The 21,483-nt window shown below is 74.5% G+C and carries 14 protein-coding genes and 1 pseudogene; 8 read left to right on the forward strand and 7 right to left on the reverse strand.

Annotated elements, in window-relative coordinates:
* Positions 1-11: 11 nt before the first annotated feature.
* Both HT134_RS41535 and HT134_RS41540 read right to left on the reverse strand, forming a co-directional pair.
* On the reverse strand, positions 12-1,550 hold the full coding sequence (locus HT134_RS41535) for a WS/DGAT/MGAT family O-acyltransferase (protein ID WP_175606002.1): 1,539 nt from the start codon (positions 1,548-1,550) through the stop codon (positions 12-14).
* A 142-nt stretch (positions 1,551-1,692) separates the two neighbouring features.
* Complete coding sequence (locus HT134_RS41540) at positions 1,693-2,739, reverse strand: sulfite oxidase (RefSeq protein WP_312888837.1); 1,047 nt, start codon at positions 2,737-2,739, stop codon at positions 1,693-1,695.
* Positions 2,740-3,150: 411 nt separating this feature from the next.
* Here HT134_RS41540 and HT134_RS41545 point away from each other — a divergent pair, with 411 nt between their 5' ends.
* Together HT134_RS41545 and HT134_RS48240 are read left to right on the forward strand one after the other, a co-directional pair.
* Positions 3,151-3,984: an alpha/beta fold hydrolase gene (locus HT134_RS41545; RefSeq protein ID WP_175606003.1), complete on the forward strand. Its 834-nt coding sequence runs from the start codon at positions 3,151-3,153 to the stop codon at positions 3,982-3,984.
* 72 nt (positions 3,985-4,056) lie between these two features.
* Positions 4,057-4,377, forward strand: a pseudogene (locus HT134_RS48240) (hypothetical protein); the annotation flags it as partial.
* Here HT134_RS48240 and HT134_RS46520 read toward each other — a convergent pair.
* The 4 genes from HT134_RS46520 to HT134_RS41570 all read right to left on the reverse strand — a co-directional run bounded on the left by HT134_RS46520 (position 4,374) and on the right by HT134_RS41570 (position 10,722).
* Positions 4,374-6,332: an FAD-dependent monooxygenase gene (locus HT134_RS46520; RefSeq protein ID WP_312888839.1), complete on the reverse strand. Its 1,959-nt coding sequence runs from the start codon at positions 6,330-6,332 to the stop codon at positions 4,374-4,376. The pseudogene HT134_RS48240 and the gene HT134_RS46520 sit on opposite strands and share 4 nt — an antisense overlap.
* A 315-nt stretch (positions 6,333-6,647) precedes the next feature.
* On the reverse strand, positions 6,648-7,610 hold the full coding sequence (locus tag HT134_RS41560) for an MBL fold metallo-hydrolase (protein WP_175606004.1): 963 nt from the start codon (positions 7,608-7,610) through the stop codon (positions 6,648-6,650).
* A 126-nt stretch (positions 7,611-7,736) separates the two neighbouring features.
* Positions 7,737-9,419, reverse strand: a complete 1,683-nt coding sequence (gene polX / locus HT134_RS41565; protein ID WP_175606005.1) for a DNA polymerase/3'-5' exonuclease PolX — start codon at positions 9,417-9,419, stop codon at positions 7,737-7,739.
* A gap of 334 nt (positions 9,420-9,753) precedes the next feature.
* On the reverse strand, positions 9,754-10,722 hold the full coding sequence (locus tag HT134_RS41570) for an aldo/keto reductase (RefSeq protein WP_175606006.1): 969 nt from the start codon (positions 10,720-10,722) through the stop codon (positions 9,754-9,756).
* 137 nt (positions 10,723-10,859) lie between these two features.
* On the opposite strand from HT134_RS41570, the gene HT134_RS41575 reads away from it, so the two are divergent.
* The 6 genes from HT134_RS41575 to HT134_RS41600 all read left to right on the forward strand — a co-directional run bounded on the left by HT134_RS41575 (position 10,860) and on the right by HT134_RS41600 (position 20,781).
* Complete coding sequence (locus tag HT134_RS41575; protein WP_175606007.1) at positions 10,860-12,062, forward strand: sensor histidine kinase; 1,203 nt, start codon at positions 10,860-10,862, stop codon at positions 12,060-12,062.
* Positions 12,063-12,179: 117 nt separating this feature from the next.
* Positions 12,180-14,837 carry a class III lanthionine synthetase LanKC gene (gene lanKC, locus HT134_RS41580; protein ID WP_175606008.1) on the forward strand — a complete coding sequence of 886 codons (2,658 nt, stop codon included), beginning with the start codon at positions 12,180-12,182 and terminating at the stop codon, positions 14,835-14,837.
* Between the two features lie 3 nt (positions 14,838-14,840).
* Positions 14,841-14,972, forward strand: coding sequence for a SapB/AmfS family lanthipeptide (locus HT134_RS41585; protein WP_175606009.1), 132 nt, complete (start codon positions 14,841-14,843; stop codon positions 14,970-14,972).
* 72 nt (positions 14,973-15,044) lie between these two features.
* Complete coding sequence (locus HT134_RS41590) at positions 15,045-16,985, forward strand: ATP-binding cassette domain-containing protein (protein WP_312888842.1); 1,941 nt, start codon at positions 15,045-15,047, stop codon at positions 16,983-16,985.
* The gene (locus HT134_RS41595) at positions 16,982-18,784 is read left to right on the forward strand and encodes an ATP-binding cassette domain-containing protein (protein WP_175606010.1); all 1,803 of its coding nucleotides are present in this window, start codon (positions 16,982-16,984) and stop codon (positions 18,782-18,784) included. The genes HT134_RS41590 and HT134_RS41595 overlap by 4 nt, the downstream gene beginning before the upstream one ends.
* Positions 18,781-20,781, forward strand: a complete 2,001-nt coding sequence (locus tag HT134_RS41600) for a prolyl oligopeptidase family serine peptidase (protein ID WP_175606011.1) — start codon at positions 18,781-18,783, stop codon at positions 20,779-20,781. Before HT134_RS41595 ends, HT134_RS41600 begins: the two co-directional genes overlap by 4 nt.
* A gap of 21 nt (positions 20,782-20,802) precedes the next feature.
* On the opposite strand, the gene HT134_RS41605 is transcribed toward HT134_RS41600, so the two are convergent.
* Positions 20,803-21,408, reverse strand: coding sequence for a response regulator transcription factor (locus HT134_RS41605; RefSeq protein ID WP_175606012.1), 606 nt, complete (start codon positions 21,406-21,408; stop codon positions 20,803-20,805).
* Positions 21,409-21,483: the final 75 nt, after the last annotated feature.

Consider the following 21,483-nt stretch of genomic DNA (forward strand, 5'->3'; position numbering starts at 1 on the left):
CGGCTGCCCGCTCAGGCGCGGTCGAGGTCCAGCAGCTCGTCGAGCGCCGCCCGCAGGTGGCCGAGCAGCTCCCACACGTCGTCCACCCGCTCCGGGCAGGCGACGACGCCGAAGTCGAGCATGCCGTCGTACGAGAAGCAGGTGATGTTGAGCCCGCCGCCCACGTCGCTCACCACCGACAGCGGGTAGTACGACAGCACCCTCCCCCCGCACAGGTACAGGGGGAACTGCGGGCCCGGCACGTTGCTGACGATGATGTTGACGGGCGGGAAGGCCACCGACGCCAGCCGGAAGAGCGCCGGCGTGGCCAGGGCCGTGACCGGGGCGGGCAGCACCGAGCACAGGTCCTCCAGCCAGGAGGCCGGCGCCTGGGCGAACCTGCGCTTGGCCGCGCGCATCGCCGCCCCCGTCTCGCGCAGGCGCTCACGGACGCCGGCCACGTTCGTGGGGAGCGGGGCGACGATGGCGGAGATGTGGTTGCCCACGCCGTCGCGCCCGCCGCCCCCGCGCACCGCGACGGGGACGGCGGCGACCAGCGGCTCCTCGGGCAGCGCGGCCCGCTCGACCAGCCACGCCCGCAGGGCCGAGGCGCACAGCGTCATGACGACGTCGTTGACGCTGATGCCGTTCGCCTTGGCCACGCTCTTGACGTCCTTCAGCGGGACCGAGCCGAACGCCACCCGCCGCTCGGCGCTGACGGGGCCGTTGAAGGGGGTGCGCGGCGCGGCCAGTCGCGGCACCTCGGGACGTTCGTGCCGGTCACCGCTCACGAACCGGGCCGTACGGGAGATCAGGCCGGCGCCGGGCAGCGTGGAGACCAGCGGGATGGCGTCGAGGTCGGCGGCGGCGCGGACCGCGGAGCGCAGGGCGCGGACGGGCTGCGTGGCGTTGCGCACGGCGGCCCCGGCGAGCATCCGCGCCAGCCCGGGCCCTTCGTCGGAGCCCTGTCCGGCACTTCTGCCGGAGCCCTGGTCGGCGCCCCTGCCGGAGCCCTGGTCGCTTCGGCCGCGCGTCCCGGCGGGGGCGCGCAGGGGGACGACCGTGGCCCCGGCCCGTGACGCCGACGCGCGGCGGTCGCCCGGCGCGAGGTCGAGCAGGGCGGCGAGCGTCTCCGCCCCGGTGACGCCGTCGATGGCCGCGTGGTGCACCTTCGTGTACACCGCGACCAGGCCGCCCGCCAGCCCGCGGATGAGGTGCATCTCCCACAGCGGGTGCGCCCGGTCGAGCCGCCGGGCGTGGATCCGCGCCACCTCCTCGGCGAGCCGCCGCTGGTCGCCGGGCTCCGGCAGCACGGTCTCGAACAGGTGGTTGGCGATGTCGAAGCCGGGATCCGCCGCCCAGTACGGATGGTCGAGACCGAACGGCACCGGGACGAGCCGGAGACTGAGCGCGGGCGACAGGTGCATGCGGTCGAGCAGCAACCGGGCCAGCGCGTCGCGGGTGACCGCGCCGTCCGCCGGGTCGAGGATCGCCAGCCCCGCCACGTGCGCGGTGGTGGTCGCGGACTCGACGTTGAGGAACTGCGCGTCGAGTGCGGTCAGCTGGCGCATCTCATCTCCTCATGGTCTCGTGCGGTCAGCATCACACGGGCCGATTTCGGATGGGTTTCCGCGCGAGTCTTTCAGATGAATTCACCGTACCCGGACAGGTGAATGGAGAATGCGCAGCTCACCCGGCTTCCGTGACATTTTCCTATCCGCTGACAACGTGAATGGGATGTTGCACGACGGCGTCGAAGTGATAGCCGAAGGGGTGACGGGGAGTGATCAACGGTTGCGTCGCGCCGGTCTCGTCGGTCGCGCGGGCCATGAGGACGTGCCGCCCGGGGGTGCGCGGCGCCCACTGGACGTGCCACGGCAGCCAGGCCCCGACCAGGTGACGGCCGTGGTGCTCGGCCTGGCGCCAGGTGCGCCCGCCGTCGAGGCTCACCTCCACGCGGACGATCCGGCCGCGCCCCGACCATGACCGACCGTGCAGGACGTGCGGGACGCCGAGGGGCAGCACGGCGTCCCAGGCGAGCTCGAAAGCGCTCTTGACCGGCTGTGTAGTGATATCTCGGTAAAACAGGGTGTTCCAGGGGGTGAAGATCTCCTCGGTGGCCACCTCCAGATCGCCGAGCCATTTGATCGACGCTATTCCGGCCCACCCCGGAACCACCAGCCGCGCCGGAAAGCCGTGATCGGGCGGAAGCGGTGCGCCGTTCATCTCGTAGGCGACGATCACGTCGTCCATGGCCTTGCCGACGGGCAGCGGACGGCGTACCCGGCCGTGGTCCTCGAACGGCGCGTCGAGCCCGCGCGCCACCACGTCCACCGCGTCGGCCCGCAGACCGGCCTGCCGCAGCAGGTACGCCAGCGGCACGCCGCGCCAGCGCGCCACGCCGATCGCGCCGAGCCCCCACTGCGCGCCGGGGGCCGGTTCGTGCTGCTGGGTGTCGTAGAGGCTCCGGCCGTTCCCGGCGCACTCGATCGCGGTGTCGATCGTCCGGGCGGGCATGGCGAGCAGCTGCCGGTACGTGTACGAGCCGGGACATCGCACGCCGGGGCCGTGGACGCGCAGCCGCCAGGTGGCGGCGTCGAGGAGCGGGGTAGAAGTGTGGTTGCGCACGAAGAACCGGTCGTTGGGGGTGTGGTAGCCGACACCGGCCATGGCCTCCCAGCGCATCTCGGCGTTGCCGTCGTGCAGACGGAACAGGTGGTCCGGGAGGGGCTTGACGATCGTGGTCACGGCCTGCTTCACGGGGCACCACCTCCACAGTCCTTATTTCCTACTGGAAAACCATGTAATCATAGTCGGCGCCCCCGTTCCATGTGCCGTTCCGCAAGGAATCGTCAAGGAGGCCGTCCGGACCGGTGGCGCGGCGCTCGTCCGGGCTGTCCAGCCTCATCGGTTGCGTCGCGTCTACATCGAACCCCTCCGTTCCGCCGGGCGGCGGGCGACGCTGCGGGCCCTGCATCCGTGGCGCATGACTTCGAGACGCGGGTGGAGCGTAAGGCGGGGCCAGTTCGACGCCCTGTTTGCCGCGCTCGGCCTCGTCTCCAGGGTTGCGAGGTCGCATCATGGATGATGCATCTAACTTGATGCATCAAAATAGATGTGCCATGATCCTGGCCATCGGGGCGCACCGCCCCCGGCCCGAGAGGACATCCCATGGACACCGCCACCACGACGGGCACGCTGCGCGTACCGGGCGCCACCCTGTACTACGAGGTCCGGGGCGCCGGCCCGCTGCTGCTGATCTCCCAGAGCGGGGAGGGCGACGCCCGGCGCAGCGCCGATCTGGTCGACCAGCTCGTCGCCGACTACACCGTCGTCACCTACGACCGCCGCGGCCTGTCCCGCAGCACCCTGGACGACCCGGACCAGGACGTGACCATCGCCGAGCACGCCGACGACGTGCACCGCCTGCTGGCGCAGCTCACGGACCAGCCGGCGCTCATGCTCGGCTGCAGCCTCGGCGCCTCGATCGGCCTGCACCTGGCCGTCGACCACCCCGGCCGGATCAGCCTCCTCGTCGCCCACGAACCCGTCACACCCCGGCTCCTCCCGGCCGACCAGCGCGCCCACCACGAACACGAGCTGGAGCAGATCCAGGAGGTCTACCGGCGCGAGGGCCTGCCCGCCGCGTTCACACTGATCGCTGAGGTGCTGGGCATCGACCCCGCCCATCCGGACGCCGAGCCCGGCGTCACCCCGCAGCCGCTGACCCCTCAGCGGGTCGCCAACTTCCGCTTCTTCATCGAGCGCGACTTCACCGCCGTCATCGGCGACACCATCGACGTCGCCGCACTCAAGAACACCGGCACGCGCATCGTCCCCGTGACCGGCCGCACCACACCGCGCGCCGTCTTCGACCACAAGTGCGCCGCCGCGCTGGCCGGCCTGCTCGACACGGAGCTTCGCGAGTTCCCCGGCGGCCACAACGGCAACACCACCCACCCCAAGGCGTACGCGGCCGCCCTGCGCACGGCCCTGGCCAGCTGACGGCGGGCCCCCGGATCCCCCTCCTGACGCCAGACCGCGCCCGACGCCGCCCTCCTACCGCACCGCCGGGCCCCCGGGCTGCGCCGTCCCGAGGCCGCCCAACTGGCGGGGGCGAGCGCGGAGCACCGCTCACGCCTGGAGCGCGGCGAGCCGTCAGGGGCCTCCGACCACGTCCTGGACGCTCTGGCCCGCTTGCTGCGCCTGAACGTCGCCCCACGCACTCACCTTGAGGATCTCACCCGCACCTCTGTTTCTGGGCGGCGCTCCCGCGGCGCCAAGGGAGCCGTCACCAAGGATGCCCGCGCCCGAGGGAACGCCAGGAATGGTGACCGAGGGAACGCCAGAGGGATGTCCAAGTGGGCCGCGTGGAGGGGACGCCGAGGGAGGGGCTAGGAACGGTGGCCGAGGGAGCGGCGGGCGGCCCGCGCCAGGGCGGCCGGGTCCGGGGCGGTGAGGACGGCGGCGATGTGGGCGTCGGGACGGACGAGCCACGCCTCGCACGGCCTGGCCTCCAGAGCCTTGCGCACGTCTCCGACCGGATCGATCTCCTCCACCGCCACCACCGTGACCGGCGCCGCCCGCACCGCGTCCCGCGCCGCCGCCGTGAGCGTCTCGCGGTCGCAGCCCTCGGTGAGCAGGACGAGCAGCCCGTCGCGGCAGAGCTGCCGCAACCTGGTCACCTCCGGCCGTCCCGGGACGGAGACCGGCGCGTCGGGCACGATGACGCCCGGCACTGGGGCCGGTGACTCTCCTCTGGGTGGGCGCCCGGTGAACGTCCGTCCGGGCGCGGGAGTCGTCAGCGGCGAGTCGAGATACCAGAACGGCTCCGCGAACCGCCCCGAGTCCACCGCCGCCACCGCCTCCGCAGCGTCCGCGACCTCACTCACCTCTCGTGCGTCATGGCTCCCGTCCGGGTCGCGTCCGTCTGGGCGGGGTCCGTCCGTGGCGCGCTCATCCGTGCCGCACGGATCTGCGGTGCCGTCTGGATCACTCACATCCGCATGGCGTCCGCCTGAATCGCGCCCCGTCGTGTCGGCGTCGGGGTGCCCGTCCGAGTAGCGTTCACCCTCGCAGACGCCCGGGCGCCCGGACGGGTCGCGTACGACCTCCACAGCCTTTGGACATCCGCTCGTGGCGCGCCCGACCTCCACGGCGTATGGATCGCGCCCGGTCGGTTCGCGCCTGAGCTCGTCGGCGTTCGGGCGGGTTCGGGCGGCGCGTTGGAGGATCGCGCGGCGGCGGGCTCGGCCCTCCTCCGTGCGAGGCACCAGAAAGTGCATCGTCGCCCCCGTCACCTCCAGGTTCTCCAGCGCCGCCGCCCGCCGTTCCAGCTCGTACGTCTCCAGCAGCTCCTCCGGCGCCCACCCGTGCCGGACGAACGCGATCTTCCAGGCGGCGTTCTCCGCGTCCGGCACCCCCGAGTTGAGCCCCCGTGCGCCGAACGGCGCCACCAGGTGCGCGCAGTCGCCTGCCAGCAGTACCCGGCCGACCCGCATCCGCCCGGCCACCCGGGCGTGGAAGCGGTACACGGTCCGCCACAGCAGCTCGTACGCCCGTTCTCCCACGATCGTCCGGATCCGCCGGTCGAGCCCGCCCGACGCCTCCTCGGCGGCCAGGTCGAAATCCGGCGGCACCTGCCAGTCGATGCGGTACGTCGAGCCGGGGCACGGGTGGATGAGCACCTGACGGCCGGGGTTCCAGGCGGGGTCGAAGTGGAAACGCCGCTCCCGCTCCCAGCCGGGCAGGTCCGCCCGGATGTCGCAGATGAGAAACCGTTCGTCGAACGTCTCCCCGTCGAACGACACCCCCAGCGCGTCCCGGACGACGCCGCCGTGGGCGCCCGCGCAGGCGATCACGTGCGAACCCCGCACCTCGGCGCCGTCCGCGCACCGCACCGTGACACCACCGGGATCTTCGGTGAACGCGACCGCCTCGTGCCCCCACCGCACGTCGATGAGCGGCGTCGCGGCGATCCGCTCGTCCAGCAGCTCCTCGGTACGGGCCTGCGAGATGTTCACGAACGGCGGCAGCGGCGAACGGCCCGGATCGAAGCTCCACGCGAACAGCTCACGGTCGCGGTAGTAGGTGCGGGCGGTGGTCCAGGTCAGCCCCTCGGCGGTGATGGCCGCGCAGCCCGCCGCCTCCCACACGTCGAGCACGTCCCGCTGCTGGCAGATCGACCTCGACCCGGCGGCGACGCGGCCGGACAGCCGGTCGAGGACGACGACGGGGAGCCCCCAGCGGGCCAGCAACAGGGCAGCGGTCTGCCCCACCGGCCCGGCCCCGATCACCACCACCGGCAGCGACGCCGCCGCCTCCACCGCTGGCACGACTCCGGCCCGCGCCACCTCGGCTTCTCCGGTTTCCGGGTCCGGCCGGGCCTCGGGCTGGGCCCCTACTTGGGGATCCGAGCGTGTTTGGGATTGAGCGCGTGGCCGGGGTCGAGAGCTTGCTTGGGACTCCGCCGGCGGTCGGGGCTTCGGGCGCGCTCCCGACTCGGTCCGCTTCTGCGAACCTGAGCGTGCTTTCGAGGCGGGCCCCACCTTTGGGTCGGCCTGCCGCTGTGACTTGGCTCGCCGCTGTGGCTCGGCTCGTTCGCGTGAGTCGGCTCGCATGGCGCGGGGTGGGAGGTCGCGGAGCGGTTCGTCGTCCGGCATCGTCGATCAGCCCTGGAGGAGGTCCCAGACCTCGCGGTCGCGGGCGGCCGTCCAGATGCGGGGGCGTTCGACGCCGGACAGCTCGTCCCACAGCCGCGAGACGTCGAACGGCAGACAGTGCTCGAAGATCGGCCACCCGCCGAACCGGGGCGCGAGCCCCTCGTGCACCGCCTCGAAGGCCTGCTTGAGCGTGCCGCCCGCGTCGCGCACCGCGCCCACCTCCCGGATCATGACCTCCAGGAACATCCGCGTCTGCGCGATGGCCGCGTCCACCGCCTCACGTCCCCGGGCGACCGCGCCGCGACCTCCGACCAGCGTCTCGGCCCCCAGCTCCGCGATCCGGTCGAGCGTGCCGGTGGCCCAGTCGCGGTGGAAGGCGTCGCCGGTGTAGAGGGCGGCCTGGGCCTCCACCAGGTCGCCGGCGAACAGGATGCGCCGTTCCGGCAGCCAGGCCACCAGATCGCCCTCGGTGTGGCCGCGCCCGCAGTGCCACAGCACGAGGTCGCCGCGCCCGCCGCCGAGGTCGATCGTGAGCCGGTCGGAGAAGGTCAGCGTCGGCCACGTCAGGCCCGGGATGCTGGCGGGCTCCTTGAACAGGCGCGGCATCCGCCCGAACTCCGACTCCCAGTCCTCCTTGCCGCGCTCGGCGACCAGCTCCCGTGTCTTGTCGTGCGCCACGACGACGTCGGCGCCGAACGCGCTCGCGCCCAGCACCCGTACGGCGTGGTAGTGCGACAGCACGAGATAGCGCACCGGCTTGCGGGTGTGCTCGCGCAGCCGGTCCAGCCACGCGCGCGCCGCCACGGGCGTGGCCAGCGCCTCGAAGCAGACGAGGAAGTCCTCGCCCTCGATCGCGCCGGCGTTGGGATCGCCCTCGGCGGTGAACGCGTACACGCCGTCCGCGAGCACGTCGAGGGTCTGCCGCTGGTCGGCCAGGTCGGCCGACGAGGCGAACGCCTTCGCCGTCATGCGCCCTCCCGATGCCGGGGGATCGACAGGACCGGCTCGCCCCCGGAGGGAAGAGCCGGGTCGTCTTCACCTTACGCCGCCACAGGCCGGAAACCCGGAACCCGCGAGCCGGGAGCCGGGCGGGTGTCAGGGCCGCAGGAACGCCCGCAGCCGCTCCAGCGGCCAGGTGTTGATCACGTCGTCGGTGGTGAGCCAGGCCCGTTGCGCGATGCCGACGCCGTAGCGCTGGTGGGCCAGGTGGGGGATGGCGTGGGAGTCGCTGTCGATGGAGAACTTGACCCCGTGGTGCTTGGCCAGCCGCACCAGGTCGGCCGGCAGGTCGGAGCGGTCGGGATAGGAGTCGATCTCCATGACCGTGCCCGTGCGGGCGGCGGCGCGGAAGACGGCGTCCCAGTCGGCGTCGACCGGGTCGCGCTTGCCGATCTTGCGGGTGGTGGGGTGGCCGATGATGTCGACGTACGGGTTCTCGCAGGCGGCGATGAAGCGGCGGGTCATCTCGTCGCGCGGCATGCCGAAGTGGGAGTGGACGGAGGCCACGCACACGTCGAACGCGCGCAGCACCTCGGCGGGCCAGTCGACCGAGCCGTCGGGCGCGATGTTGAGCTCGGTGCCGTGCAGCAGCCGCATGCCCGGATGACGCTCCTGGAGCTTGGCCAGCCGCTCGCGCTGCTCCAGCGCCTTGTCGAGCGTCATGCGCTGCATGGCCAGGTCGGGCGCGTGGTCGGTGACCGCGTAGTAGGAGTAGCCGCGCGCCTCGGCGGCGGCCACCATGTCCTCCAGCGAGGCGATGCCGTCGGTCAGGTCGGTGTGGGTGTGCAGGTCGCCCCGCAGGTCCTCCAGCCGCACCAGCTCGGGCAGCTCGCCGCGCAGCGCCGCGCGCACCTCGCCGCCGTCCTCGCGCATGGGCGGCGGGACGTACTGCATGCCGAGTGCGGCGTAGATGGCCTCCTCGGTCTCGGCGGCGATCACCCGTTCGCCCTCGAACAGGCCGTACTCCGACAGCTTCCAGCCCTTCTTGACCGCCAGCTCGCGGACCGCGACGTTGTGCTCCTTGGAGCCCGTGAAGTACTGCAGGGCGGCGCCCCACGAGGCCGCAGGCACCACCCGCAGGTCGATCTGGACGCCGGAGGTGGTGCGGACCGACGTCTTCTTGTCGCCCGCGGCGATCACCTCCGCGACGTACGGCTGCGCCCGGAACTCCTCCATGACGGACTCGGGCGCCACGGCGAGGATGTCGATGTCGCCGATCGTGTCCTTCATGCGGCGCAGCGACCCGGCGTAGGTGATCCGTTCGGCCGTCAGCGACGCCATCACCTGCTCGGCCAGCGACATGGCGACGCCGATGTGGACGCGGCGGCCGGCCTGTTCGAGCTGCTGGACGCCCTTGGCGAGGTTGGCCAGGGTCTTGGCGCCGAGCCCCTTGACGCCGTCGAGCCGGCCCGCCGCGATGGCCTCGCCCAGCGCGGCGGGGGAGTCGATGCCGAAGTCCTCGAACAGCATGATCGCGGTCTTCGGGCCCAGCGACGGCACCCGCGTCAGCCGCAGCACGCCCTCGGGAACCCGGCCGCGCAGGTCGTCGAGCTGCCGGAAGCTCCCGCGCTGCAGGAACTCCTCCATCTTCTTCGCGATCGCCTCGCCGACGCCCGGGACGGAGCGCACGTCGACGGCCGAGATGTCCTCGGGGAAGCCGGCGATGGCCTTGGCGGCCTTCTGGTAACTGCGCACCCGGAAGGCGTCGCCGCCCGTCAGCGCGAACAGCTCGGCGTATTCCTGCAGCGCAGCCGCCGCTTCCTCGTTAGCACGTGCCATGGCCAAAGCTTAGAAGCCGCCACCGACACTTCCGCCCCGCCCGCGTGGCGGGCGCCGGGCGGCTGACAGCGCGCTGAGTGCGGTTGGTGAGCGGGGGGCTTGAGGGTGGGGACGTCCCGCAGCCGCGCGCCACCGGCCCGCGCCGGGCCGGTGGCGGTGTCGAGCGCGAGAGGGCCGAGGATGCCGACGCGCACCCGCCCACCGTCGCCGCCCGGCCCCGTCGCGTTCGCCATGGTCCGGAGTCTGTCAGACGTCCCTGCCGGCGGCCCGGCGGGAAGCGCGCGTCACGCCCCCAGAAGGCGCGTCCACACCCCCAGAAGGCGCGTCCACGCCGTCAGAAGCGGACCTCGCGCGGCCGGTACGGCTCGGCGAGCGCGGCGAGCTCCTCCTCCGAGAGGCGCACGTCCACCGCGGCGACGGCGTCGTCCACGTGCCGGTCCTTCGTGGCGCCCACGATCGGGGCCGTGATCGCCGGCTGCTGGAGCACCCAGGCCAGGGCGACCTGGGCGGGAGGCAGCTCGCGTTCCTTGGCGATCCGGGCCACCCGGTCGATGATCAGCTGGTCGTTGTCCGGCTCGTACAGGAAGCCGATGCGCGGGTCGGAGCCGGCCCGCGCGGTGGCCGCGTCCTGGCCGGCGCGGGCGAGGACGCCGCGCGCCAGCGGGCTCCACGGGATGACGCCCACGCCCTGGTCCTGGCAGAGCGGCAGCATCTCCCGCTCCTCCTCGCGGTAGAGCAGGTTGTAGTGCGGCTGCATGGACACGAACCTGGTCCAGCCGTTGACCTCGGCGACATGCTGCGCCTTGGCGAACTGCCACGCCCACATGGTGGACGCGCCGATGTAGCGGGCCTTTCCGGCCCTGACCACGTCGTGCAGCGCCTCCATCGTCTCCTCGATGGGCGTCTCGTCGTCCCAGCGGTGGATCTGGTAGAGGTCCACGTAGTCGGTGCCGAGCCGGCGCAGCGACGCGTCGATCGAGGCGTGGATGTGCTTGCGCGACAGGCCGCGGTCGTTGCGCCCCTTGCCCATGGGGAAGAAGACCTTGGTCGCGAGCACGTAGTCCTCGCGGCTGGGGAAGATCTTGCGGAGGAGGTTGCCGGTCACCACCTCGCTCGCGCCGGCGCTGTAGACGTTCGCGGTGTCGAAGAAGGTGACGCCCGCGTCGGCCGCGCGGCGGACGAGCGGCTCCGCCTGCTCCTCGGGCAGCGTCCACTCCATCTTGGCCGGATCGCCGAAGCTCATCATGCCGAGGCAGATCCGGGACACCTTCAGGCCGGTAGAGCCGAGTCGGGTGTATTCCATGGGGTCAACCCTATGACGGACATGTTTCTCCAGAATTGCGACCCCATGGTGTCCGAACCAGGCCATGTTCTTTACAGGCGCCGATCGATCGGGTCGATTAGAGACAGGGGCGGGACCGGGCGTCAGGCGGGGGGCTGGTGTACGGCACAGGGAACGGGTTCGCGTCCCGGATGCGCTCGGCGGTCGTCACTCCCCTGTCCCCGTTGCTGCTGGGCCGGGTCGCGCTGACGGCGGGGCTGGCGGGCGTGACCGCGCCGGTCCAGGTGGCCCTCTCGGCGGGAGGGCTCTCGGCCGGGCCGCTCCCGGCGGGAGGGGCGGCGGCGGGCGGGCCGGGATGGGCGCTCGCCGGGACGGCGGCGCTGATGGCGCTGCTGGTCGTGCACGCGCGGTTCCTGCTCGGGGTGCTGGCGCGCCGCGAGGGCGGGTGGTGGCTGGTCGGCGCGCAGGCGTGGCTGACGTACCTGCCGATGCCGTGGTACGGGGCGGCGTGGACGCCGGTGTGCGGGCTGCTGTCGGGCGCGCTGCTCGTCGTCGCCTACCGGGTCCGGTCGCCGGCGCTGGTGGCGCTCGCGGTGGCGTGCGGCCCGGTGCTGCTGTGGGCGCCGCCCGGCGCCCTGGACCACATCGGCTGGGCGGTGGCGGCGCCGGCGCTGGGGCTGGCCGAGTACGCCGTGGTGACGCTCGCCGTGCGGGCGCACTGGCTGGCCGGCGCCCGCAACGACGTCATCGAACGGGCGGTCGCGCTGGAGCGCCGCCGGTTCACCCGCGACCTGCACGACCTGGTGGGGCACCGGCTGACGGCCCTGGTGCTGAAGGCGCAGCTCGTGGAGCGGCTGGTGCGGGAGGGCGATCCCAAGGCGGGGATCGAGGCGGGGGAGACGCTGGAGCTGCTGCGCGTCCTCGCCTCCGACGTGCGCGCCGTCGCCCACGGCGCGGGGCACGCGTCGCTGGAGAGCGAGCTGGCGTCGGCGCGCGCCCTGCTGGAGTCGGTGGGGGTGCGCTGCGACGTACGGGTGTCGTGCCGGGAGATGCCGGGGGAGGTGTCCGAGGCGCTGGTCCACGTGCTGCGCGAGGGGGTGACGAACATCCTGCGGCACGCGGCGGCGCGGCGGTGCGTGATCCGGCTGGACGAGCAGGACCGGCTGATCCGGCTGTCGATGAGGAACGACGGCGTCCGCCCCGGACGGCGCCGGGACGGCGGTGACGGGCAGGGCCTGGGGAATCTCACCGAGCGCGTCGCGCTGCTGGGCGGGTGGCTGGAGACGGAGATCAGCGGCGCTGAATTCGCTTTCTCGGCTTTCGTTCCCCGGGCCCATCGTGACCGTCTAACCAGCGTTTGATGAGGAACGCACATATGTAATCACATTTCGCACAATAGAGCGGTTTAATGTGTTACTAGCCGCATACCCGCCCGGAGCGCCAATCTTTACTCCAGACCGCACCGGGAGGGGCGCCAGATGGACCAGTATGAGCTGTACTGCCTGGCAGACAGCCATTTCTACGACACGCTCGGCCGCACCCAGGCCGAGGAGTCGGGCTTCTCCGTCCTGCGCCGTCCGCTGCCCGAGGGCTGGGCCCACGAGGTCACCGGAACCTGGTGTTATTACGCCGCCACCGGCCAGCCGCCGCTGCCCCGGCAGGGCTGGAAGATCCACGTCTCCGCCCGTCTCGACGACGCCGAACGGGCCATCGCCGCGGTGTGGGAATATTGCCTCCCCCGCGGAATCGCCTTCAAGTTCCTGCGCGGCCCCGCCGTTCACGTGATGGTCAATTCCAAGGCCGCCTCCCGCGCCTCCAGCGGGAAACTCGTCACCATATATCCGCGCGACGAGGCGCAGCTCGAACTCGCCCTCAAGGAACTGCACGAGCTCCTGCGCGGCGTCCAGGGCCCGTACGTCCTCAGCGACCTGCGCTACGGCGAGGGCCCGCTCTACGTCCGTTACGGCGGCTTCGCCGAGCGGCACTGCCTGTCCGGCGGCGGCGAACGGGTGCTCGCCGTCGAGGACGGCGACGGCCGGCTCGTGCCCGACGTGCGCGGAGCCACGTTCACCGTGCCGCCGTGGACGACCCTGCCCGCCTTCCTGGAGCCGCACCTGGCCGCCCGCAACGCGGTCACCACGAACGGCCTGCCGTACGAGATCGAGCAGGTCCTGCACTTCTCCAACGGCGGCGGCGTCTACCTGGCCCGCCACCGCTCCACCGGCGAGCGGGTGGTGCTGAAGGAGGCGCGCCCGCACGCCGGGCTCGACGCCGCCGGCCGTGACGCGGTCACCCGGCTCGCCCACGAGCGCGACGTGCTGGAACGCCTGGCCGGTCTCGACGCGGCGCCCGCGCTGCGCGACCACTTCACGCTCGGCGAGCACCACTTCATCGTGACCGAGTTCGTGGACGGCACGCCGCTCCAGCGCCGCCTCGTCCACCGCTACCCCCTGACCCGGGCCACCTGCGGGCCCGAGGACGTCGCCGCGTACACGCGCTGGGCGCTCGCCACGCTCGACCAGGTGGAGGAGGCGGTCGAGGCGCTGCACGCGCGCGGCGTCGTCTTCGGCGACCTGCATCCCGACAACGTGCTGCTCACCGGTGGCGGACGCGTGGTGCTGATCGACTACGAGGTCGCCACGCTGGTGGGCGACGGCGCGCGCTCCGCGCTGGCGCATCCCGCGTTCGCCGCGCCGCCGGACCGGCAGGGGGTGGACGTCGACAGGTACGCGATGGCATGCCTGCGGTTCGGGCTGTTCGCCCCGCAGTGCACGATCATGCTGCCGCTGCACCGGCCCAAGATCCATCAGCTCGCCGAGCTGGTCGCCGAGCACTTCCCGGGAACGGCGGACATGGCCCGCGCCGCCGCGGCCACCATCGCCGGCCCCGTGCCGGTCGCCGCCGCCGAGCCGGCCGCCGGCGCCCGTCCCACGGCCGCCACCGTCGCCGGTCCCGAGACGACGTCCGCCGCCGGTCGCGAGGCGACGTCCGCCGCCGTCGCGGACCGCGTGCCCGTGCCGGGCCTCGCGCCCTGGCCCGACCTGCGCGACGCGATGGCCCGGGCCATCACCGCCGCCGCCACCCCGGAGCGCGACGACCGGCTCTTCCCCGGCGACGTGGCCCAGTTCCGTCCCGGCGGCGGGCTCAACCTCGCCCACGGCGCCGCCGGCGTCCTGTTCGCGCTCACGGCCACCGGCGCCGGCCGGTTCCCCGCGTACGAGGAATGGCTGCGCGAGCGGGCGCTGCGCCCCGCCCAGGGATCAGGGCTCGGCCTGTACGACGGGCTGCACGGCATCGCGTACGTCCTCGACCGGCTCGGACTCCGCGCGGACGCCCTCGACCTGGCCTCCGCCTGCTTACGCGAGCGGTGGGAGGAGCTGGAGTCCGGCCTCCACTCCGGACTGTCCGGGATCGGGCTGTGCCTGCTCCACCTCGGCGAGCCCGACCTGACCCGGGCCGCGCTGCGCGCCGCCGACATCTGCGCCGACCGGCTCGGCGGCCCCGGCGACGTCCCCGAGACCAGCGGCGGCGACCACCCCCGCGCCGGCCTCATGTACGGCTCCAGCGGCCCCGCCCTGCTCTTCCTGCACGCCTACGAGCACACCGGCGACAGCGCGCTGCTCGACCTGGCCGCCACCGCGCTCCGGCAGGACCTGCGCCGCTGCGCCACCGCCAAGGACGGCTCGCTCCAGGTGAACCAGGGCTGGCGGCTCCTGCCGTACCTCGACGAGGGATCGGCGGGCATCGCCCTCGTCCTGGCCCGCTACCTCGTCCACCGCGACGACCCCGACCTCGCCGAGGCGCTGCCCCTGCTGCGGCGGGCCGGCCACGCCGGCTACTACGTCCAGCCCGGGCTGTTCACCGGCCGGGCCGGCCTCGTCGCCGCGCTCCCCGACGGCGACCCCGGAACCGGCCGCCTCGTCAAGGGGCTGCGCTGGCACGCGCTGCCGTTCGCCGGCGGCCTCGCCTTCCCCGGCGACCAGCTGTTGCGGCTGTCGATGGACTTCGCGACGGGCACCGCGGGTGTCCTGTTCGCGCTCGGCGCGGTGCTGGGCGACCAGCCTGTGCACCTGCCCTTCCTGGAGCCGGTCCCGCAAGGGCGGCCCCGCCACCCCGACACACGGAAGGAGGTGTGAACCATGGTTCTCCTCGACCTGCAGGGCCTCGAGTCCCCGGCGAGCAGCGACGTCGCCAGCGGCGGCTCCACGCTCACCGTGCTGGGCTGCCACTCCGGCACCCCCAGCAACCTGAGCGTCGCGGTCTGCCACTGACCCGCGACATCGGCGATCCCCGCGCCGCCGCTCTCGTCGGCGCGGGGATCCCCGGCATTCCTGGGTGATTCGGTGAGGGAGGTACGGGTGCGGGCCGGAGACCGGCTGGTGCTGGACGCCGTGCGGCGCGGCGGGCCGTGGCCCGTGGTGCTGGCCGTCACGGCCGTCGCCGGGGCCGCCGCCGAGCTGGCCCTGCCGTACGCGGCGGGCCGTACGGTCGACGTCCTCACCGGGTCGGTCACGGGCGCGGCCACCGATTCTTCCGCCGGCGGGAGCGCCGGCGTGCTCGACGGCCTCACCGGGGCTCTCCTCGGCGGCGCCGGGGGCTGGCTGGTCGCCTGCGTCGCGCTCGTCGCGTGCGTCATGCTGTGCGAGAGCGCCGGCGTGTGGGCACGCGGCGCGAGCGGCGCCCGGGCCGCGGCGCTGCTCCGGCTCCGTGTCCTGCGTCACGTGCTCGGCGCCGGGCCCGCCGCCACCCGCCGCTTCCCCGAGGGGGAGCTGGCCACCCGGGCCGGGCTCAACGCCGAGGAGGCGGGCCGGGCGCCGGAGACGGTGACCGGCGCGCTCGCGCTGCTCGTCCCGACGGCCGGCGCGCTCGTCGCGCTCACCCTCATCCACCCCGTCCTCACCGTCGCCCTGGCCGCCGGGATCGTCCTCGTGCTGCTGGTGCTGCGCGGGTTCCTCCGTACGACGACGGCCATCGCGGGCGGTTACCAGCAGGCGCAGGGCGAGATCGCCGCCCGGCTCGTCGGCGCCCTGGACGGCGCGCGCACCATCGCGGCGGCGGGGACCGCCGGCCGCGAGGCCGGCCGCGTCCTCGCGCCCCTGGAGAACCTGCGCCGGCACGGCCTGGCCCTGTGGCGGGCCAACGCCTCGGCCGGGGTGCGCGCCGGGCTGGTGGTGCCGCTGGCCGAGGTGGCGGTGCTGGCCGCGGGCGGCCTCCTGCTGGCCTCGGGCGAGCTGACGGTGGGGGAGCTGTACGCGGCGGCCAGGTACGCGGTGCTGGGGTCGGCGCTCAGCACGGGCCTGGGACTGGCCGGGGCGCTGGCCCGGGCGCGCTCGGCGGGCGCCCGCCTGGCCGACCTCCTCGCGATCCCGCGCCCGGCGTACGGTTCCCGCGGCCTGGCCGGGCCGCCCGCGACGTCCGCCTCCGCAACCTCCTCCGTCTCCTCGAACGGGAGGACGTCGCCGGGCACGCCGAAGGGGGAGACGGGGACGCTGGAGTTCCGGGGCGTGGCGGCGCACGGGCTCGCGGTAGGGGACCTGGTCGTCCCCGGCGGGTCCGTGACGGCCGTCGTGGGACGCTCGGGCTCGGGCAAGTCGCTGCTCGCCGCGCTGGCGGCCCGCCTGGTCGACCCCGAACGCGGGACGATCCTGCTGGACGGCGTGCCGCTGCCCGAGCTGACGCACGACGAGCTGCGGCGCGCGATCGGCTGCGCCTTCGACCGCCCCGTGCTGGTCGGCGACACCATCGGCGACGCCATCGCCTTCGGCCTCCCGGGCGCGCCGCCGGCGGCCGTCGCGGCGGCGGCAGCGGCGGCCAGGGCCGACGGCTTCGTGCAGCGGCTGCCCCAGGGGTACGCCACCCCGCTCCCCGACGCGCCCCTGTCCGGCGGCGAACGGCAGCGGATCGGCCTGGCCCGCGCCTTCGCCCAGGCCGGACGCCTGCTCGTCCTGGACGACGCCACCAGCAGCCTCGACACCGTCACCGAGCGCCAGGTCGGCCGGGCCCTCACCGCCGACCCGGCCGGCCGCACCCGGCTGATCGCCGCCCACCGCGTCGCCACGGCCGCCCGCGCCGCCCTGGTCGTCTGGCTGGACGACGGCACCGTACGCGCCACGGGAAGCCACGCCGACCTCTGGCACGACCCCTCCTACCGCGCGGTCTTCCAGGACCCGGCCCCCGAGCACGAGCCCCACCACCGAGAGAGCCCCCACCAGGAGACCCCCGGGAAACAGACCTCCCGCGGGCGGATCGCCCAGCGGCCGGTCGTCCAGGAGAAGACCCCATGACCACCCCTCCGGCCGCCCCGCGCGGCGGCACGGCGACGGCCGTGCGCCGCGGCACGGCGACGGCGCCGCTCCGGCGGGCGTTGCGACGGCACCCCCGCCGGCTCGCCCGCATCGCCGCCTGGTCGGCCCTGGAGGCCGTCCCCGCGTTCCTCATCGGCCACGCCGTGGCCCGCGCCATCGAGGACGGCTTCGCGGCCGGCCGCCCCGGCACCGGCCTGGCGTGGCTGGCCGCGCTCGGCGCGGCGTGGCTGGTCGCCGCCGTCGCCGCGCGGCAGATCGTGCTCGCCGTGGCCGCCGTCGCCGAACCGTTCCGCGACGACCTGCTCGCCGTCGTCGTCCACGGCGCCGTCCGCCGGGCCGCCGCCACGGCCGGCGCGCGGCGGGACAGCGCGGCCGTCACCCGGGCCGGGCTCCAGGTCGAGCTGGCCAGGGACGCGTTCGCGGCGGTGGTGACGACGGTCAGGGGATTCGCGTTCACCGTGGTCAGCGTCGTGCTCGGCCTGCTCACGCTGGCGCCGGGAGCGGCGGCGCTGGTGCTGCCGCCGTTCGCCGCCGGGCTGGGGCTGTTCCTGGCGTCGCTGCCGGCGCTGGCGCGCGGGCAGCGGGCGTTCCTGCTGGCCGACGAACGGCTCGCCGAGGCGACGACGGCCACGATGGGCGGATTGCGGGACATCGCCGCCTGCGGCGCGGAGCGGCGCGAGGGCGACCGGCTGGCGGCCCGCGTCGCGGAACAGGCCGGCGCGGCGCGTGCCCTCGCCCGCGTCACGGCGCTCCGCACGGCCGCGCTGGCCGTGGGCGGATGGCTGCCCGTCCTGCTGCTCCTCGCCGGGACGCCGTGGCTGCTGCGCGGCGGGGCCGGCGCCGGCGTCGTCGTCGGCGCGCTCGCGTACGTCACGCAGTCGCTCGCGCCCGCGCTCGGCGGGCTCGTGCAGGGCCTGGGCGTCAGCGGCGTGCGGCTGGCGGCCACGCGGGAGCGCATCACCGCCTCGGGAGCGGACGAGGCGCCGCCCGAGCCGGCCGCGCCGGACCACGGCACCGCCTCGGCAGAGGGCGAGGCGGTGCCGGTCCCGCGCCTGCGTCCCGCGGGCGCGGAGGTCCTGCTGAGCGGGGTCACGTTCGCGTACGGACCGCACGCGCGGCCGGTCGTGGCGGCCCTCGACCTGCGCGTGCCCGAAGGGGAGCACCTGGCGGTGGTCGGGCCCAGCGGGGCGGGCAAGTCCACGCTGGCGGCCCTCGTCAGCGGCCTGCTGCGGCCCGACGCGGGTGAGGCGCTGATCGGCGGCGTCCCGGCCGCGTACGCCGACCCGTCCGCCCGGGTCCTCATCCCGCAGGAGGCGTACGTCTTCCGCGGCACGCTGCGCGAGAACCTCGCGTACCTGGCACCGGAAGGAGACGCGGAAGAGGAGCTCGGCCGGGCCGTCGCGGCGCTCGGCGCGGAGGAGCTGGTGCGGGCCGCCGGCGGGTACGACGCGCCGCTCGACCCCGCCGCCCTGTCCGCCGGGCAGCGCCAGCTCGTCGCCCTGGTCCGCGCCTACCTGTCGCCCGCCCGTCTCGTCGTCCTGGACGAGGCCACCTCCTGTCTCGACCCGGCCGCCGAGGCGCGGGTCGAGCGGGCGTTCGCCCGGCGCGGCGGCACGCTCGTCGTGGTCGCCCACCGCATCACCTCCGCCCGGCGCGCCGGGCGCGTCCTGCTCATGGACGGGCCCGACGTGCGCACCGGCACGCACGACGAACTCGTCCGCACCGCCCCCCTGTACGCCGACCTGGTCGGCCATTGGCAACCGGAGCCCGTGTCATGAGACATCCGGCCGCGCGATACCCAGCAGCGCCGCGTCTGCCCCACGTCGACCACCTCCACGGCCACGAGGTCGCCGACCCGTACCGCTGGCTGGAGGACCCCGGCGCCCCCGAGACCCGCGCCTGGCAGCAGGCCCAGGACCGGCTGTGGCGCGAGCACGCCGCCACGCTGCCGCTGCGCGACCGGTTCGAGGCGCGCCTGATGGAGCTGAGCGCCGCCGGCCTGGTCACGCCGCCGCTGTGGCGCGGCGGGCGCCGCTTCCACCTGGCCCAGTCCGCGGGGCAGGAGCACCCGGTGCTGCACCTCGACGGCGAGCCGGTCCTCGACCCCTCGGCGATCGACCCGTCCGGCCTGACCACGCTCGACGGCTGGCAGCCGGACCACGACGGCCGCCTGCTCGCCTACCAGGTGTCCCGGCGCGGCGACGAGCGCGCCGACCTGCTCGTCCTCGACCTGGACAGCGGCCGGCCGGTGGACGGCCCGATCGGCGGCTGCCGCTACTCGCCCGTCGCCTGGCTGCCCGGCGGCGGCGCCTTCTACTACGTCCGCTTCCGCCAAGGCGTCTACCTGCACCGCCTCGGCGACCCGGCCGATGTGGAGGTGTTCACCCGGGGGCCCGTCGCGTACGGGCTGCAGACCAGCGGCGACGGCCGGTGGCTGACCATCACCGCGGGCACCCGGGCGGGCAACGGCGCCTGGCTGGCCGACCTGTCCGCCGGCGACCCCGCCCGGCTCGACCCGCGTCCCGTCCACGAAGCGGGACGCGAGCGGGACGCCCGCACCGAGGCGGCCGTCGGCCCCGACGGCCGCCTCTACGTCCTGACCGACCAGGACGCCCCGCGCCGCAGGCTCTGCGTCGCCGACCCGGCGCAGCCGTCGTGCTGGAAGGAGCTGGTCCCGCAGGACGGGGCGGCGGTGCTGGGCGGGTTCACGGTGCTGGACGGCGACCGGCTGCTCGTCGCCCGCACCCGCCACGCCGTCGGCGAGATCGGCGTCCACGACGCGGTCACGGGGGAACGGCTGGCGGAGGTGCCCCTGCCGGGCAGCGGCACCGTCACCGCCCTGACCTCGCGCCCGGGAGGCGGCCACGAGGCGTGGTTCGGCTACACCGACGCCGTGACGCCCGCCGAGGTCTGGCGCTACGACGCCCGCGACGGCGCCGCGACCCGCTGGGCGACCGCGCCCGGGCACGTGCCGTTCACGGAGGTGGAGAGCCGGCACGTCGAGTACACCTCGGCCGACGGCACGCGCGTCCGCATGGTGGTCTCCGCCCTGCCCGGCCGCGACGGGCCGCGGCCGGCGATCCTGACCGGGTACGGCGGGTTCGGGGTGCCGCTCACGCCCGCGTACGCCGCCGACTCGCGCGCCTGGGTGGAGGCGGGCGGCGTCCTCGCCGTGGCGCAGCTGCGCGGGGGCGGCGAGGAGGGGGAGTCCTGGCACCGCGACGGCATGCTCGGCCGCAAGCAGAACACCTTCGCCGACTTCGAGGCCGCCGCCGAGAAGCTGGTCGCCGACGGCTGGACGGAGCCGGGCCGCCTGGCGGCCTGGGGCGAGTCGAACGGCGGCCTGCTCGTCGGCGCGGCCCTGACCCGCCGCCCCGACCTGTTCGCCGCCGTGATCTGCTCGGCCGGGCTGCTCGACATGGTCCGCTACGAGCGCTCCGGCCTCGGCGCCTCCTGGGCGACGGAGTACGGCACGGCCGCCGACCCCGAGCAGCTCGCCTGGCTGCTCGGCTACTCGCCCTATCACCACGTACGCCAGGGGGTCGCGTACCCGGCGACGCTCTTCACGGTCTCCGGCGGCGACTCACGGGTGGACCCGATGCACGCCCGCAAGATGTGCGCGGCCCTGCAGGCGGCGACGGCGGGGGAGGGGCCGGTGCTGCTGCGCCACGACCCCGACGTCGGCCACGGCGCCCGCGCGGTCAGCCGCTCCGTCGCGCTCGCCGCCGACGTCCTCGCCTTCGCCGCCGCCCACACCGGCCTCACCGCCCCCTGAGGGGTCAGGTCCCCTGCGGGGTCAGATCCAGCCGGACTCGCGGGCGATGCGGATCGCGTCGATGCGGCTGCGGGCGCCCAGCTTGGAGGTGGTGCGGTGCAGGTAGTTGCGGACCGTTCCCTCCGACAGGAACAGCGACGCCGCGATCTCCGACACCGGGGCGCCCTCGGCCGCCGCGCCGATCACGTCCAGCTCCCGGGGCGTCAGCGGCGGCTCCAGCGGTCTCATCGCGGCGATGGCGAGCTCGGAGTCGATGACCCGCTCCCCGGCGGCCACCCGGCGGATGGCGTCGGCGAGCTGGTGCGGCGGCGCGTCCTTGGCCATGAAGCCGCGCACGTGCACGTCCAGCGCCCGCCGCAGCAGGCCGGGCGTGCCGACGCCGGTCAGGATGAGGACGCCGCAGTGCGGCAGCTCCTCGTGCAGCTCCCCGGCCGCCTCCAGGCCGTCCTTGCCGGGCAGTGAGACGTCGATGACGGCCACGTCAGCCCCGGAGGAGCGGGCGGCGGCGACGATCCTGTCCCCCCGGTCGACCTCGGCGACGACCTCGATGTCCTCCTCGTAGGCCAGCAGGGCCACGATCGCGCCGCGTACCAGATGCATGTCCTCAGCCAGCAACGTTCGGATCAACGTTTGTCCTCGCGGTCGGCCAGCAAGACCTTTCCGGTTCTGAGGGCAGCCCTGACACTCGCGGGCGCGGTGTGT

Origin of the sequence: Nonomuraea rhodomycinica (assembly GCF_013363995.1) — a bacterium.
Classification (GTDB): Bacteria; Actinomycetota; Actinomycetes; order Streptosporangiales; family Streptosporangiaceae; genus Nonomuraea; species Nonomuraea rhodomycinica.